General features: G+C 38.2%; 16 protein-coding genes. 2 read left to right on the forward strand and 14 right to left on the reverse strand.

The genetic code is table 11. From position 1 onward, the window contains the following. Positions 1-63: 63 nt before the first annotated feature. The 6 genes from mfd to purR all read right to left on the reverse strand — a co-directional run bounded on the left by mfd (position 64) and on the right by purR (position 8,041). Entirely contained in the window at positions 64-3,585 is a 3,522-nt protein-coding gene (mfd, locus tag CIB29_RS09460; protein ID WP_094549041.1) for a transcription-repair coupling factor, read from the reverse strand. Position 3,586: 1 nt separating this feature from the next. Beyond that, complete coding sequence (gene pth, locus CIB29_RS09465) at positions 3,587-4,153, reverse strand: aminoacyl-tRNA hydrolase (protein WP_094549043.1); 567 nt, start codon at positions 4,151-4,153, stop codon at positions 3,587-3,589. 143 nt (positions 4,154-4,296) lie between these two features. Then, positions 4,297-5,253 carry a ribose-phosphate diphosphokinase gene (locus CIB29_RS09470; protein ID WP_094549045.1) on the reverse strand — a complete coding sequence of 319 codons (957 nt, stop codon included), beginning with the start codon at positions 5,251-5,253 and terminating at the stop codon, positions 4,297-4,299. After that, positions 5,250-6,617 carry a bifunctional UDP-N-acetylglucosamine diphosphorylase/glucosamine-1-phosphate N-acetyltransferase GlmU gene (glmU, locus tag CIB29_RS09475; RefSeq protein WP_479724521.1) on the reverse strand — a complete coding sequence of 456 codons (1,368 nt, stop codon included), beginning with the start codon at positions 6,615-6,617 and terminating at the stop codon, positions 5,250-5,252. Before glmU ends, CIB29_RS09470 begins: the two co-directional genes overlap by 4 nt. Positions 6,618-6,828: 211 nt before the next feature. Then, complete coding sequence (gene spoVG / locus CIB29_RS09480; protein WP_094549049.1) at positions 6,829-7,122, reverse strand: septation regulator SpoVG; 294 nt, start codon at positions 7,120-7,122, stop codon at positions 6,829-6,831. 100 nt (positions 7,123-7,222) lie between these two features. After that, the gene (gene purR, locus CIB29_RS09485; RefSeq protein WP_094549051.1) at positions 7,223-8,041 is read right to left on the reverse strand and encodes a pur operon repressor; all 819 of its coding nucleotides are present in this window, start codon (positions 8,039-8,041) and stop codon (positions 7,223-7,225) included. 374 nt (positions 8,042-8,415) lie between these two features. Here purR and murC point away from each other — a divergent pair, with 374 nt between their 5' ends. Continuing rightward, positions 8,416-9,837: a UDP-N-acetylmuramate--L-alanine ligase gene (gene murC / locus CIB29_RS09490; protein WP_242965132.1), complete on the forward strand. Its 1,422-nt coding sequence runs from the start codon at positions 8,416-8,418 to the stop codon at positions 9,835-9,837. Positions 9,838-9,925: 88 nt separating this feature from the next. Here murC and fabZ read toward each other — a convergent pair whose 3' ends face one another. The 6 genes from fabZ to mreB form a co-directional block, all read right to left on the reverse strand. After that, positions 9,926-10,357 carry a 3-hydroxyacyl-ACP dehydratase FabZ gene (gene fabZ, locus CIB29_RS09495; RefSeq protein ID WP_094549053.1) on the reverse strand — a complete coding sequence of 144 codons (432 nt, stop codon included), beginning with the start codon at positions 10,355-10,357 and terminating at the stop codon, positions 9,926-9,928. A gap of 84 nt (positions 10,358-10,441) precedes the next feature. Next, a complete protein-coding gene (locus CIB29_RS09500) occupies positions 10,442-11,578 on the reverse strand; it encodes a phosphodiester glycosidase family protein (protein ID WP_094549055.1) in 1,137 nt (378 codons plus the stop codon). Further along, complete coding sequence (locus CIB29_RS09505) at positions 11,575-11,985, reverse strand: rod-binding protein (protein ID WP_094549057.1); 411 nt, start codon at positions 11,983-11,985, stop codon at positions 11,575-11,577. Before CIB29_RS09505 ends, CIB29_RS09500 begins: the two co-directional genes overlap by 4 nt. A 23-nt stretch (positions 11,986-12,008) precedes the next feature. After that, positions 12,009-12,812, reverse strand: coding sequence for a flagellar basal-body rod protein FlgG (flgG, locus tag CIB29_RS09510; protein WP_094549059.1), 804 nt, complete (start codon positions 12,810-12,812; stop codon positions 12,009-12,011). 14 nt (positions 12,813-12,826) lie between these two features. Then, positions 12,827-13,600 carry a flagellar hook-basal body protein gene (locus tag CIB29_RS09515; RefSeq protein WP_094549061.1) on the reverse strand — a complete coding sequence of 258 codons (774 nt, stop codon included), beginning with the start codon at positions 13,598-13,600 and terminating at the stop codon, positions 12,827-12,829. An 83-nt stretch (positions 13,601-13,683) separates the two neighbouring features. After that, the gene (mreB, locus tag CIB29_RS09520) at positions 13,684-14,688 is read right to left on the reverse strand and encodes a rod shape-determining protein (protein WP_094549063.1); all 1,005 of its coding nucleotides are present in this window, start codon (positions 14,686-14,688) and stop codon (positions 13,684-13,686) included. Between the two features lie 371 nt (positions 14,689-15,059). Between mreB and spoIIID the strand changes: the two genes are divergently transcribed. Next, positions 15,060-15,347, forward strand: coding sequence for a sporulation transcriptional regulator SpoIIID (spoIIID, locus tag CIB29_RS09525; RefSeq protein WP_094549065.1), 288 nt, complete (start codon positions 15,060-15,062; stop codon positions 15,345-15,347). 32 nt (positions 15,348-15,379) lie between these two features. Here the strand turns inward: spoIIID and CIB29_RS09530 are convergent, their stop codons facing one another. Continuing rightward, positions 15,380-16,222, reverse strand: a complete 843-nt coding sequence (locus tag CIB29_RS09530) for a M23 family metallopeptidase (protein ID WP_094549067.1) — start codon at positions 16,220-16,222, stop codon at positions 15,380-15,382. Between the two features lie 90 nt (positions 16,223-16,312). Next, complete coding sequence (spoIID, locus tag CIB29_RS09535) at positions 16,313-17,326, reverse strand: stage II sporulation protein D (protein ID WP_094549069.1); 1,014 nt, start codon at positions 17,324-17,326, stop codon at positions 16,313-16,315.

The following is a 17,326-nucleotide window of genomic DNA, read 5'->3' on the forward strand; positions in this document are numbered from 1 at the left end:
GAACAACTCCTAACATTAAATTTATCTTAACATGTTTTTTCCTATTATAATTATACTTGAAATTTAGCTTGTCTGCAATTCTTTCAGCTGTTGTAATATAATCTTAATATTATCCAATAGTTTAGTATTTTCCATACTTGCTATTTTATAGGTTAAATAAGGTTTATCACTGGCTGTAAATAATATTTGCCCTTTAAACTGATTCACCACCTCAACAACTGCCTTCATATTAATACTTTTATCATTGTGAAATTGTATGAATATATTCGCACCTTTCTGACTGACTGTTGAGATCTTTAATTCATTGGCAAGACTTTTTATCAGGGCTATCTTTATAAGATTGGCTGCCGGGACAGGCAAATCACCATAGCGGTCCTCCATTTCTTCTTCAACATCATAGGAATCCTGTAAATCCTGTATGGATGCAATTTTTTTATAAATCTCCACCCGCTGGCTGTGATTTTTAATATAACTCTCCGGTATATATGCATCCACATTAATATCAACAGCAGTTTCAACCATTTCTTCCACAGGCTCTCCTTTTAATTCCTTTACTACCTCTTCCAACAGCTTGCAGTACATGTCATATCCTACTGCTTCCATATGTCCATGCTGCTCCGGTCCAAGAAGATTACCGGCACCCCTGATTTCCAGGTCACGCATTGCTATTTTAAATCCTGAGCCGAATTCTGTAAACTCCTTTATCGCCTGTAATCTCTTCTCAGCGGCTTCCTGCAGCACTTTATCCTTTCTATAGGTAAGATACGCATAGGCAAGCCTGTTAGACCGCCCTACTCTTCCTCTCAACTGATAGAGCTGTGATAATCCCATCCTATCAGCATCTTCAATAATAATGGTATTCATATTCGGAATATCCAGACCTGTTTCAATAATAGTGGTGCAGACCAAAACATCCGCCTCTCCATTTAAAACCTTGAGCATAGCCTCTTCCAGCTCATCTTCATTCATCTGTCCATGGGCTACCGTTACTCTTGCCTCCGGTACCATCTGCTGAATTTCCTGTGCTACCTTATATATTTCTTTAACCCTGTTATATAAGTAATATACCTGTCCTCCCCTATTGATTTCTCTAATAATGGCATCCTGAATTAACGCATAATTGTATTCTAACACATATGTCTGGACAGGGTATCTGTCTTCCGGTGGTTCTTCAATAACGCTCATATCCCTTATTCCTATCATGGACATGTGCAGTGTCCTGGGTATTGGGGTAGCGGTTAGTGTCAGCACATCCACATCTTTTTTAATATTTTTCAGCTTCTCCTTATGCGCAACACCAAACCTTTGCTCTTCGTCTATAATTACAAGTCCCAGGTCTTTAAACTGCAAATCCTTCTGGAGGATCCTGTGGGTACCAATAATAATATCGATTTCTCCTGTTTTTAGCTGCTTCACTATATTTTTCTGTTCTGCCGCACTCCTAAACCGGCTTAACATTTCAACTTTCACGGGAAAATCCTTCATTCGCTGTACAAAGTTGCTGTAATGCTGTTGCGCAAGTACGGTTGTAGGCACCAGGTAGGCAACCTGTTTCCCATCCATAGCCGCTTTAAAAGCCGCCCTGATAGCCACTTCAGTTTTACCGTATCCTACATCGCCGCACAACAGCCGGTCCATCGGCATGGGTTTCTCCATATCCTTCTTGACTTCCTCTATGCACCGCAGCTGGTCGGCTGTTTCTTCATAAGGAAAGGTATCTTCAAACTGGCGCTGCCACGCAGTATCGGGTGAAAATGCATACCCTTTTAGAGCCTGCCGGGCAGCATAAAGTTCCAGCAGACCCCTGGCAAGTTCCTGGACAGATTTTCTAACCTTGCTTTTTGTTTTTGCCCAATCAGTACCTCCCAGTTTATGCAGACGGGGTATCTTCCCGTCCGCCCCTATATATTTTTGAATGAGGTCCAGCTGGTTTGTGGGAACATATAAAAAGTCATCCCCCTGGTACTTTATTTTTAAATAGTCTTTCGATGCTCCTTCCACCACCAATTTCTCTATTCCAATATACTGGCCTATGCCGTGATTTTGGTGGACGACATAATCCCCTATGCTTAAATCTGTAAATGCCTTAATCCTATTAGCTGACTTTCTAAGTTTTGCCTTATTTATCTTTCTCTCTTGTCCGAATATCTCTTTATCGCTTACAAGGACGAAATTTATCAAAGGATATTCGAAGCCTTTATTTAAACTTCCATGGGTTACTACGATTTGTCCTCTGGGAATCACTTCGTTTAATTCGTGAACATATATGCTGTTCAGTTTCATATCATTTAGTGTTTCAACAAGTTTCTCTCCCCGGTTTTTGGTACCGGATAGCACTACAATCCTATATTTTTTCTCTTTCCATACCTTTAAATCGTCATATAGGAATTCAATCTTCCCATGAAAGGAATGTAGTGTTTTGGTTACCATATTCACGATACGCTTAGGTTTATAATCAGGGCTTGAATGGGAAAGCGCGCTGATCCCTATAAGTACCCTGGCAGTAAATTGCTTTATCAAGTCAGCATAATCAATAAGCAATTTACTCGTTTCTTCCAGTAATAACCCTTTTTCCATCATCGATTTAACTGTTTCATTAAATTCCAACTCAACTGTCTCTGCTCTTTGCCTTACCCTTGACGGTTCGTCAATAAAAATGAGTGCATTATTGCTTAAATATTGTAAGAGAGTTGGCTGTCCTGTGTATATAATAGGTAGATATTTGTCTATGGAAGCAAAATAGTGCTGCTGCCGGATTTTTTCCACATCCTCGCCCAGGTGCTGGATAGCCAGGTTGATAACTTCCTTGTTCTTACTAACAGCTAATTTATTTTCAAGTTTTTTTAACATTGTGCCCATTTTATCAGCAATGTTATCTATATCATCCTTATGAAACACTACTTCTCTTGCCATAGGTACGCTTACTTCATCTACCTTATCTATGGATAATTGTGTTAGTACGTCAAATTCCCGGATAGAATCTATCTCATCGTCAAAAAATTCTATCCTGTAGGCGCAGTTGGAAATAAGAGGATAAAAATCAACAATTCCTCCTCTTACGCTGAACTGTCCTCTGCCTTCCACCATATCGACACGTTCATAGCCCATAGCTGTAAAATTTTCAATTATTTCATGCTGGTCATAGATCATGCCGACTCTTAAAGTCATTCTATGTTTTATGTAAACCTCATGAGGAATAGTATATTGCTGCAGCGCCTCTATTGATGCTATTACAACTGTCTTTTCACCATCTCTGCATAACGCATCCAATACTTCAATCCGCTTCTGGAGTATCTCGGTACTATGAGCTTCAATATCGTAAAGTATCAATTCTTTACTTGGAAACAACTTTACTTTATCCCCTATAAAGAAACTCATATCTTCATAAAGTTTTTTAGCCTGCAGATCATTATAAGTAACAATCAGGCACGGCCTTTTAGTATGTTCACACACTGAATACATCAGGTGGGTTTTCTGAGAATCGGAAGCGCCGATAATATTGATAGGACTTATTCCTTCTTTTATCCCGGCAAGTAATGTATTATATTCTTCCAGTTCTAAAAGAAAATCAGTAAAACCTTTCATTTTATCCTCCATTAAACCTGTTCATTGCTTCATTTACTCCTGCCTGGATAATGACCGGCACAGCATCAGCAGCTTTTTTCAGGGAATTTATCATAATCTCCTGCTCTTTTTCACTAAATCGGCCTAATACAAAGTCTGCAAGATCATAGTCCGGGTGTGAAGGCTGTCCTACACCGATTTTGATTCTTGGAAAAACATCTGAGTTCAGCTGGTATATAATAGATTTAATTCCATTGTGTCCTCCTGCACTGCCCTTGGCTCTAATTCTTAATTTCCCCGGTTCGAGACTGATGTCATCATATATTACAATTATGTTATCATTATTAATTTTATACCATTCTTTCATTTCCCTGATGCTCTCGCCACTGAGATTCATATATGTCTGCGGCTTTGCAAGTACCACTTTTTTTCCTTGTATCATTCCTTCACCAATTAATGCTTTATGTTTTACCTTTGTAACTGCAATATTGTATAAAGCTGCTAAATAGTCTATTACTTCAAAGCCAACATTATGTCTGGTTCCTGCATATTTACTGCCCGGGTTGCCCAGGCCAACGATGAGATACATAGCTTTAATCAACCTTTCTATGTTATCATTGAATCATACGACCAAAAGGCCAGGCATGAATACCTGACCTGATAGGTTGCTGCATATTTCCATTTTTGTGGTTCGGTTTTACTCCCCACTGTCCACTCCCCACTATTTTCATATTACACAAACAGCGTGCTCACCGGTAAGTCTTCGTAAATCCTTTCAATTGCTTCTGCAAATATTGGTGCGACTGATAGCACTTTAATTTTGTCAATGGTTTTCTCCGGTGATAGTGGAATTGTATCCAGTGTTACCAGCTCTTTTATTGGTGACTGAGCAATTCTCTCTATCGCCGGACCGGAAAGTACACCGTGTGTGCAGCAAGCATATACTTCTTTGGCCCCTCGCTCCATTAATGCTTTCGCACCGTGCGTAATGGTACCGGCAGTATCAATCATGTCATCGACAAGAATTACCTTCTTGTCAATAATATCGCCTATAACATTCATTACCTCCGCTACATTTGCCTTCGGTCTTCTTTTATCAATAATTGCCAGTGGAGCATCAAGACGGGCAGCAAAATTTCTCGCCCTTGTTACGCTTCCCAGGTCAGGTGAAACGACTACTACATCATCTTTACTATCTTGGAATTTATTTGTATAGTATTGGCCTAATATCGGTACTCCCAGCAAATGATCTACCGGAATATTAAAGAAACCCTGTATCTGCGGAGCATGAAGGTCCATTGTCAGCACTCTGTCTGCTCCTGCTGTTGCTATAAGGTCTGCTACCAGTTTCGCAGAGATAGGGTCTCTTGCTTTTGCTTTACGGTCCTGCCTTGCATAACCGAAATAAGGAATAACCGCAGTAATTCTTCCTGCTGAAGCTCTTTTAAATGCATCAATCATTATAAGCAATTCCATTAAATGATCATTAACAGGGTAGCTTGTGGATTGAACCACAAAAACATCAGAACCTCTTACTGTTTCTCCAATGTTAACAAATATCTCTCCATCACTGAAAGTTCCAACTTCGGAATTTCCTACAGGAATTCCAATGATTTCTGCTATTGCTTTTGCCAGCTTAGGATTTGCATTGGCAGTAAATATTTTAATGTTTTTTCCATGTGTTATCATTTGTGTACTCTCCCCCTCTTTTCCACCCAGCCTTCTTTGACTACCTGGCGTTCTCTTGCAATGGCCAGTGATCCTTCGGGCACTTCATCTGTAATCGTAGAGCCGGCTGCTATGTATGCATTCTTATTAACAGTAACCGGAGCAACAAGATTTACATTGCAACCAACAAAGGTATTATCTCCTATCACGGTCTTATGCTTCCTCTGTCCATCATAGTTCACTGTTACCGTACCGCACCCCATATTCACATTTTTTCCCACTTCAGCATCCCCTATGTAAGTAAGATGAGAAACTTTTGTGTTATCACCAATTACCGACTTTTTAATCTCAACAAAGTCACCAATTTTTACATTTCGTCCAATTCTGCTTTCCGGTCTTATATAGGCAAAAGGGCCTACATGAGTGTCTTCACTTACATGACTTTCTATGACAACTGAATTTTGTACTTCTACATTTTTCTCAATAGTAGAGCTTATAATCCGGCTATTAGGCCCTATGGTACAACCTTCACCAATCCTGGTATTTCCCTCTATGATGCAGCCGGGATAAATAATGGTATCCATTTCTATTTCTACATCTGCCTGAATGTACGTATTAGAAGGGTCAATAATGGTTACACCATTCTCCATGTGTTTTGACAAAATTCTCTGTTGCATTACCTTTTCAGCCTGAGAAAGCTGTATACGGTTATTGATACCTGATAATTCGTTGGAATCATCAATTTTTAGTGCTCCAACTTTGAATTTTTCATTGATGAGAATTTCAATAGTGTCTGTAAGATAATATTCACCTTGTGAATTGTTATTATTTATTTTGCCTAGAGCGTCCAATAAATGCTTTATTGTAAAACAATATACCCCTGGATTAACTTCTTTGATTGCTCTTTCCTGTTCATTCGCATCTCTATGCTCTATTATCTTTACAACATTACCTTGAGCGTCCCTTATAATTCTCCCATAACCTGTAGCATCTTCAAGTTCAGTAGTAATAATAGTAGCAGCGTTACCGTTTTGGATATGATAATCAAGTGCTTTTTTTATTGTTTCTCCTTTTATTAGTGGAGTATCTCCATATAATACAATTACATACCCTTGTTTATTCTCCAGCATGGGTTGAGCCTGCATTACCGCGTGTCCGGTACCTAACTGTTCCTTCTGTAAAGCAAATCGTACTTTATCCCCCATATATTCCATTACTTCTTCGGCTTTATGTCCTACTACCACTATACAGTCCTGAATACCTGCATTTTGAACAGAACCATATACCCATTCCACAAGTGCTTTGCCACATATTTTATGGAGTACCTTGGACATTTTTGACTTCATTCGCTTGCCTTCACCAGCAGCTAAAATAATTGCGGACAAGTCTTCCAAACAAAAACACCATCCTCGTTAAATTTTTACCGTTACTATTCTCTCACTTTTTTAATTTTTTTTCAACCCTTTAAATAAAATATTGTATACAAAATTTATTTAAAGAGTATTCTTCCAATAACTGATATTCCTGAAGTTTTACTATAATATTCCATACAAAAAAAGACACCATACAGTGTCTTTTCTTCAGAATCAGTAAATCTTATAAAATTCCCTCATCCTGTGTAAGCTCATTTTCCTGGATTACAGTTGTTTCAAACTTCTCCAATATGGCATTTTGAAGCATTTCACGCATCTCAGCATTAATTGGATGTGCAATATCCTTGAATTCACCATCGGGTGTTTTTCGGCTGGGCATTGCAATAAACATCTTATCCTGACTTTCGATAACTTTAATATCATGTACTACAAAAGCATTATCAAAGGTTACAGATACAACTGCTTTCATTTTACCTTCTGCATTGATTTTTCTTATACGAATATCAGTTATTTCCATGATGTGCTCTCCACCTCCTGCGAAGTAACTAGGTTAGCTGCATGTCGTAAATCCTAATGCTCTTTTTAATATTCTCAATTCATAATTTATCATTCGCAATTTAATCTAATTTTATACCCGGTTTTAAGTCTATGATATTTTGTTGTTCATCAACGTCATTTAATATCATTAAAGAAAAATATTCATTGATAAATTTTTTTGAGGGTTCTTTTGTTGAAATTAAAACTGCGATGCCTTCTACTGTCGACTCAAACTCTTTCATAAGTTCAATAATCCCCCGTGCTGTCCCTCCGCCTTTCATAAAATCGTCAACGAATAAAACTTTTGAATTTTTTTTGATTGCCCTTCGTGACAGGGACATGGTCTGAATTCTCCGGCTGGAGGCAGATACGTAGTTAATATTCACCGATGATCCTTCAGTTACCTTACTATCCCTTCTTACAATAATTAAAGGCACATTTAAATATCTTGCAGTCATCATTGATATCGGAATTCCCTTTGTTTCTACTGTTACTACATAATCAATATCATCGTTTATAAACTGTCCTGCAAATATCTTACCTATATTATCTACAACGGTTGGATTGTAAATAATATCTGTCATATACAGAAACCCTCCCGAAAGAATCCGGTTGGAATCCGAAAGACTGTTGCACAAATTAGATACAATCGTTTTTACTTTTTCTTTTCCAAGTACAGGTATATATTTAACTCCTCCAGCTGCTCCCGAAACAGTCTCGATTGTACCCAGTTCAAATTTTTCCACAATTCCTTTTAATAGCTCAACATCTTCACTTAGTGTAGATTTTGCACAATTAAAGTTTTCAACAAAATAATTAAATGTAAACAGTTGATTCGGCTGATCACTTAGAATTTTAATCAAGGCTGCAATTCTCTCATTTCTTTGTAACTTCTCCATTAGCTATCCTCCCACGAACTACTAACTATTTATCCATCATTATACACAAATAGACGAATATTTAAAAGCTTTTTTAAAAAATTATTCACTATACCTGGTGCTGCTTTTTTCTACCCTGCTTACATCTATAAAACAAATTTTATTCAAAGCAGAGTATATATTTTAAAAAATTTTTCCATATAATAATTAAGGAAAAGTTCACAGTTCGCTAATTTTAGTATTTGCGTACGACAAACTATTTTTATTCTTGCATTAATGATGTATAATAAATAGGTAAAATAATGAATGCAATATGTTAGAATTGATAATAATTGACAATAACCCCAAAGCTGAGATGAATACTTATGTTTTGGGTTAAGTGAGGAGTGTTACATTTGCCTGAATTTAAACTCGAATTATTAAAACCCGGTACCCATATCCATTTTATCGGTATTGGCGGTATTAGCATGAGTGCCCTTGCTGAAATACTTGTAAACAATGGATGTTTAGTTTCCGGCTCCGATATAAAAGAATCGTCCCTTACCGATAAGCTGAAGGATATAGGGGTTAGATTCTTTCTTGGTCATGCAAAGGAAAATGTTACAGGAGCAGATCTTGTAATATATACAGCAGCAGTAAAAAATTCCAACCCGGAAATGCAAGCTGCCAGAGAATTAAATATCCCTATTATTGAAAGGCCTGCCTTATTAGGGGAAATTATGAAAAAATACCAGAATGCCGTTGCAGTATCAGGAACTCATGGAAAAACAACTACTACATCTATGGTTTCGTTGATCCTGATGCATGCGAATCTGGACCCTACCATATTGGTCGGTGGTGAACTAGATGCGATAGGTGGCAACGTCCGGGTGGGGAATAGTACATATTTTGTTACAGAAGCTTGCGAATACGTTGAGAGCTTTCTTAAGTTCTATCCGTATATTGGGATAATACTTAATATTGAAGCAGATCATCTTGACTATTTTAAAGATTTAGACCATATTATTCACTCGTTTAGAAAATTTGCCCAACTTATTCCCGTTAATGGATATGCAATAGTATGCGCTGACGATAGCAATGCACTTAGAGCCGTTGATGGTCTGAAATGTAACATATTAACCTATGGAATGAAAGAGCAATCTTATGACTGGAAGGCAGAAAATATTACCTTTAATTCATATGGTTTTGCGAATTTTGATATTATTTATAGAGGGATCAAGCTTACAAATATACAGCTTAGCATCCCGGGTATTCATAATGTATATAATGCGCTTGCAGCCGCTGCGTGCGCTTATGCTCTGAACGTAGATATAAAGCATATTGCCGCTGCCCTTTATGCTTTTAAAGGTACTCACCGGCGCTTTGAAATCAAAGGAAAACTAAACGGTTTTACAATTGTGGATGACTATGCCCATCATCCTACCGAGATAAAGGCGACCCTTGCAGCAGCATCGAAATTTCCTCACAAAAGACTATGGTGCATTTTTCAACCCCATACTTATACAAGAACGCTGGCACTGCTGGATGAATTTTCAGAAGCCTTTGTAGATGCTGATAGAGTTATTATAGCTGATATTTATGCTGCGAGAGAAGCAGATGAGGGAAAGGTACATTCAAGAGATTTGGTTGAACAAATAAACGATAAAGGTGGTCGTGCACAGCACATCTCCGATTTTGATGAAATTGTTTCATATATCCTTGAACAAGCCCAAGAGGGAGACCTCGTAATTACGATGGGAGCCGGAGATATTTATAAGGTCGGAGAAATGATGCTTAAGAATGCAGAATTTGATTCAAAAGCTCTGGTTCAGATATAGACTAACTTACATATATGCGACTGAGGAACCGTCCCCATGTCGCGAAGGAGACGCGCGACAGGGGACGGTTCTCGGTTGTCGCATATTTTTATTTATTCTCAACAATTGCAAACATTAGCTCGCCGGAAGCTGCTACTTCATCACCTATATAAGCTGTACCATTTGCTTTGCCAATACCTCTTTTGAATGCTGTCATTTCTACTTCCAGCCTGAGTGTATCACCCGGTCTTACCTGTTTCCTGAATCTGAAATTATCAATACCTGTAAATACTCCTAACTTTCCTTTATATTCTTCCATAGAGAGTATTGCAACTGCTCCTACCTGAGCTAATGCCTCAACAATGAGCACACCGGGCATAATAGGATTGCCAGGAAAATGCCCTTGAAAGAATGGTTCGTTTACCGTTACATTTTTAATTCCAACAGCTTTTTTACCAACTTCCATCTCTTCAATTCTGTCCACAAGCAAAAAAGGATACCTGTGAGGGATGATCTTTTGAATTTCTACGTTAGAAAGCATTTCATTTCCTCCTGTCTCTTAAATTAAAAACTATTAATTACCTAATACTATCACCTGCTAATAAAAATTATATGTAATTTTCCTTCATTTGTCAACCTTAATAATAATCGCCCCTCCTACATCCCGTTCTCTCCCCCTGTATGAAGGGCTGTTTACAACTTTTCCATTTACTACCATTGTGGTGGAAGCACCTCCATCAAGCATAAGCGCATTATTGATACCTTTTGATAGAAGATATCCGGCAAGTTCATCACCCGTAAGGCCTGTGCTGTACCCCGGTTGTCTTCCGTCTATAGTCATAAAGATGGCTGTATTTTCATTCTTCGTTCCTACTACTGTACGTGGTTCTCTGTTAGTCATCAACCCTACCCAGGGTTCCCTCTCTCTCACTACTTTTCTGCCATCCTTCACTACCCAGAATCCTCCTTCAAGGGCCTGGACTATTTTCCCGTAAGAAGGAAAAGTATTATATACGACCTTAATATTTTTCCTCTTATATGCGATAAATGATTCAAGTTGTCGAATTTTTTCACCTGCTGCCGCTACCAGTAAACCATTTCGTGGGATTTTGACCTCAGTCTCTGATAAAATAAAGTCAGATATTATATTATCGTCTGCAATAACATTAAAAGTAGCCCTTCCATTGATTCTTGTCGTTAACCCATATTCAGGAGTATATACTATTATTTCATCCTCTCGCGGGTTACGATTGATTCCGTCAATTTTCAGTCTGTAACCCTCAATATCCAATTCTAACTCAATATCTATATCCAATATTTTAAAATTACGATGTTCATCAATGATGAATACAGGCCTGTCATTTAACTTTGGTGCCGTACATAGTAATTTACTGTCTATTACCACAAACCCTGCAGGCTGTCCATAGGGATAAAAAAAGCCTCCATTGATTGCTGCATCAGCTTTTTTTCTATTGGCCATAGCACTCGTCTTTTCAAATCCGAAAATACTGTCATGGGAAAGAACAGGAGTAACATATACGCGCCGGTCTTTTATATTTACCTCCAATATATTAATTACCTGTACATTGCCGTTAATCTCTTCCTGTACCTGTTTATGTACAAGCGGCTCAATCTTACTGGAAGCTTCTCCCTCTTCCTCTGAAAGGTCTCGTCCTCCCCTGGTACCATGGTTATAAAATAAAAAAACAGCGGTAACCACAAGTACCACTGCTGCAGATATTATCAAATTTCTTTTTTTCATTCTTTTTCATCCTCTGTACCTTCATTAGTCTTCTCATTACTGCTTAGAGGCTTATACATACTTTCCATTTTCGCCGATAACTGCTTGAAGAGCATTTCACCTAATCCCATTCCACGGCCTTCACTTGCCTTGGAAACAAATTCTTCATCCAGCATTGATTCAAAAGTCTCCCGTGCAAAACTATTTGGAACGAGTTCTGATTTTAGCACCGTAGCTTTCATCTGTTTATACACCATATTCATAAACAACTGTTCAAAACCTCGACAGGCTTCTCTTAACTTTTTTTCGTCCTTTTGGTCAAATGCCTTTTGCAGTTCATCCTGAAAACTATTATCTTTCACGCTGCCAGTTTGAAATTGTACAGTATCTGTCCTTGCTGCTCCTAATGAAATACTATCTATTTTCATATTCCTCTCCAAGTACATAAAGATTATCTTTTTAGGTTATTGGCAATTCCCAACATATCATCTGCTGTTTGCACAGATTTTGAATTGATTTCATAAGCTCTTTGAGCTACTATTAACCTAATCATTTCTTCCACTACCTGAACATTGGATGATTCCAAAAATCCCTGCATAATCACACTCGGCTTTTCTACCTCAGCTTCCAGCACCGGTTCACCGGACGCGGAAGACGGACTGACAAAGTTGGAGCCAATCTTTAGAAGGCCGTCCCTGTTAGGGAACTGAACAATCTTTATTGTTTGCCCTAACGGCTGTACCACATTGTCGCCATCAATATAAGACAATTCCCCGTGGGCCCCCACCGAAAGCCGGTTGATATCAATGCCGGTAAGATTAATCTCGTTATCTCCGTCGTCTAATACAGGATATCCTTCCGAAGTTACCAATATTGCTTCTCCATCGTTAATGCTGATTTTAAAACTTCCATCCCGCGTATAGACCGTTTCCCCATTTGCATTCCTTACTGCAAAAAATCCTTCCCCGTCTATAGCAAAATCCAAAGGGTTATCAGTTTTCTCAAGGTTACCCATAGTATAGGTTGTTACCGTAGAAGTCGGTGTAACTCCATGACCTACCTGCAGGTTAACAGGCTTTCCCTGTCCTTCCAGCACGCTTGCCCTCGAGAGCGTTTCATATAACAGGTCTCTAAATTCTACTCTTTGTTTTTTATATCCGGTCGTATTCACATTTGAAAGATTGTTTGAAATTACATCAACATTAAGCTGCTGCGCTGACATGCCAGATGCCGCTGTCCATAATGCTCTCATCATAATAAAACCTCCGTTTATGTTCTTCCCACTTCATTAATCACTTTATCCAAAGTATCGTCATAAGCTTTGATCACTTTCTGGTTTGCTTCATAGGATCTCATAACATTGATCATTTCTACCATTTCTTCGATAGAATTAATATTTGATCCCTCCACGAATCCCTGGGCAACTTGCCCTTGAAATTGTTGGGTTTGCACACCTTCTTGTGCCTGTACCAGGTTATTCCCGTATTTTTGAAGCAAGGATGTATCAGCAAAGCCTGTAATTCTCAATGTATCTATGTATTCATCATTTAAATATATGCTTCCGTCTTCCTGTACAATAAAATTATCCGATTCAAGTTGGATATAGCCCTTTTGTCCTAAAACCCGATACCCTTCCCTTGTTACCAGATATCCCTGCCTATCAATTGTCCATGAGCCGTCCCGGGTGTACATTTCCCTATCTCCACCTTCTCCAGGAACGGCTACCGTAAAGAAGGCTGTATTACTGTTTTTAATGCTTAAATCGGTAGATTTGCCAGTTTTAAGCAGTGTCCCCTGGGTATAATCAGTATATATCTGCACTACATCACTCCCCAAACTCATATTCCCTATACGTGCCGAAGGAGGCTGTCCCTTTTTCATATCATTCATTCTCTTTGTAAGTAATTCCGGAAATGTCTGAGAAACTGCAATATCTTTCTTGTATCCTGTAGTAGATCCATTTGCCAGGTTATTGGCTATAATATCCATCTTCTTTTGTGCTTTCAGCATACTGCTTGACGAAGTATATAAACCTCTTATCACTGATTATCACCTCGTTTATCTTGTTCGGATATATTTTTTAAATCTGAAGAATATTATTCCAACAGCTAATTATGTAATATTTCCTAACGTTTTCCCCGTTCCCTGAGTACTTCTATGTTATCCAACGCTTTGCCCGTTCCCAGTGCAACACAAGAAATTGCATCATCAGCAATAATTACGTTAATTCCCGTTTTCTCCTGAAGAAGCTTATCCAAACCATAGATTAAACTTCCTCCACCAGTTAATACAATACCTCTGTCACTTATATCCGCTACTAATTCAGGTGGCGTCTTTTCCAGCACTCCATGCACAGCTTCAACAATACTCGCTACCGATTCCTCCAAAGCTTCCATCATTTCAGATGAAGTAACCGTAATTGTCCTGGGCAGCCCGGATATCAAATTTCTTCCCCGTACATCCATCGTAATCTCCTGCTCTCTTGGATAGGCAGAACCTATATTGATCTTCATCTCTTCCGCTGTTCTTTCACCGATCATAATATTATGCTTCTTGCGCATATACCTTACAATAGCTTCGTCAAACTTATCTCCTGCCACCTTGATAGAAGTGCTGACAACCGTTCCTCCTAAAGAAATAACTGCAATATCGGTAGTTCCTCCGCCAATATCTACCACCATGCTTCCGCAGGCTTTGGAGATATCTATTCCTGCCCCAATTGCAGCAGCTATAGGTTCTTCAATTAAAAAAGTCTTTCGTGCTCCTGCCTGCATTGCCGCATCTATTACTGCCCTTTCCTCAACTTCCGTTACTCCGCTTGGCACACAAATAATGATACGCGGTTTAAAAATCCTGTACCCGCAAACCTTTTTTATAAAATATTTTAACATTCTTTCCGTTATGTCATAATCAGAAATAACTCCATCCCTAAGTGGCCTTATTGCTACAATGTTTCCGGGAGTTCTTCCCAGCATTTTTCTTGCATCTTCACCGACTGCAAGAAGGCGGTTGGTATTTTTATCAATTGCAACCACTGACGGTTCTCTAAGTACTATACCCTTCCCTTTAATATAGACCAATACCGTTGCCGTACCTAAATCAATTCCTATATCCTGACCAAAGCCGAACAAAATACATCTTCCTTTCAAACCGTAGAAAAACTCTACTCTTATTTTTTATCGTCAAGTTCACGCCATTACTTTAATTATATATATTTTTTTTAAATTAGTAAAATAGTTTTCTATTGTTTTACGCAAAATTTACAACTCTGAACTATTTTCATACTATATTTATAATGATTTTACATGGCAGGTAAAGTCAATAAGTTCACGGTTCACGTTTCACAGTTCACGGTTCACAGTAAATAAATCCAGCATGTCAATCCGTGAACAATGAACTGCGAACTATATAATTTGGGTATTTCCCACTCTTCCCTGTAATATACCGCTAAAATCAAGCATATATATGTACAGAGCATTACGTAGTAAAGGGGGCCGCTCAGTTGAAAGCTTATATAGAAGAACGAACAGTAGCGTTAGCTGAATACATTATTGAAAACAAAGCAACAGTAAGAGAAACTGCAAAGAAATTCGGGATATCAAAGTCAACAGTACATAAAGATGTAACAGAGCGACTTCTAAAGATAAATCCTCAACTTGCAGAAAATGCTAAAATTATTCTGGAGGAAAATAAGGCTGAGAGGCATATAAGAGGTGGCCTTGCCACCAAACAGAAATACAAAAAGGAGCTCAAAAAAACAAAAAATAAAACACATAAGTTCAGAGTATAAGCTCTGAACTTATGTGTTTTATTTTCTATTAATTAATTCGGTAAGTACGTTTTGGGGTCTACATTTTTCCCATCCTTAATTACTTCAAAATGTAAATGCGGTTGGTCTCCAATTTCAAAGATAGCCGTATCGCCTACCCCGCTTATTACTTCACCCTGTTTTACCTTTTGATTTTCTTTTACCATATTATCTGAAGACAAGTTACAATATTTTGTTTTTAGGCCGTTACCGTGGTTAATAATGATAGTAATTCCCAGACCATTATCTTTGTAAATCTTTTCTACCATACCATCAGCAGCTGCTTTTACCTGTGTACCTCTATCGCTTCTAATATCTATTCCACTGTGAGTACGCCATTCTTCTAAGGTTTTTGAATAAACTAGCTTTTCCATTGCATAATCCAGGATGATTTCTCCACTTACAGGAGGCATCAGCCTGGTAATGGTCTTTGGCTTTTCTGTTGTTTTATCTGTCTGGGATTCTGACGGTTTAGCATCTTCTTTCTTTGTTACCGGCTGTTGAACGATGATAGGTGTTTTCGCCGATGATATTTCTTTATTTGTTCCTTCTGATTTTTTCACGCCATTTTCGTCAACAGCCTGCCTGGCTGTATCTTTTGGGTCGACATTGGCCGCTACAGGTACATCCGCTTGTTTAGATGCCTCTTCCCCAGGACTTTCTTCTACTGCCGGTTCGTCATCTACAATTCCATCTCTAGCGTAGAAGTCGAGATTAGTTCTGGTAACAAGTACTGCTGTAACACCTATAATAAGTACGCACATGAACAGAACTATGTAGAATCCCTTTTTATCTAGAAATTGAATAAATTTGCCCCGAGAATTCGGATCGAGTTTACTAAAAAATGACTTTTTCATTCAAAATTACACCTCCATATAATATTGTTGCCTGAATTGCCAATATTATACTAGAAGGTATAATTCTGAAGTAAATTTTTTAATCAAACCTTAATTTTTAATTTTGGCATTTAATTCTTCACTCATTTTAACAATTTCTACATCTTTATAATAGTGCTTCAAAATTTCCTCATAATATTTCCCCTGTTGCGCAAGGTAATTTGCACCATACTGACTCATGCCCACACCATGTCCGTTGCCTTTAACATTAAAAACTACCTTATCGTTGTCAATCGTTATAGTAAAGTTAGCTGAATTAAGTTCAAAGATCTTTCTTATTTCTGTCCCTTTAAAATCACAACCACCGATTCTTATTGTTTTAATGCTTCCTCCTTCGGTTTTTTCAAATTTTTCTATAAAATCACCAGGATTACCTTCAAACTTTATTTCCGGCCTGACACTGCTTAACTTTTCCTTGAACTCAGTCAAAGTTATTTCCAATTTTGAGGTAAATTTAGGCGATGCTTCTTCCCCTTCACTGATAACGCTTCTAAGATATGGAATTGTATTTGCCCACACTTCTTCTGAATTTTCAGTTCTTCCACTGCTGGTAGAATGGAAAACCGCATCAATAGGTTCATGTTCATAAGTTATAATCATATCGGTTGTTTCATCTACAGCCTTGTTAATTTTATCCCAATACTTCCCTGAAGATAATAATCCCCATTTCTCCAACGCTTTTTTTTTCGAAATCCACGCTTTACAATGTGCAGGATTTGTGCATATATCGGCACCTTTATGTTCAGGCACATCAATGCCATTCTTTTCATTATTTATAAGCCTGTGATAGACATATGTCCTGGCTGCAACCGCCTGAGCTTTCAGTGCCTCAATATGAAAGCTGGCAGGCATTTCTGCTGCAACGACTCCTTTTAAATATTCATTAAAATTCATTTCCACCACTTTATCTTCCTCAGTAATATATACCTTGATGGTAAGCTGTGTTTCCTCAGCCTTTTTCGTCTTAGGTTGTGTACTGCTTTGACTGCATCCTTTCACAAGGACGAGAGGAATAAATATAATAACAAACATTAAAAATATAACTGCATATCCTATCTGTTTCAT

Source organism: Petroclostridium xylanilyticum (assembly GCF_002252565.1).
Taxonomy (GTDB): Bacteria; Bacillota; Clostridia; order SK-Y3; family SK-Y3; genus Petroclostridium; species Petroclostridium xylanilyticum.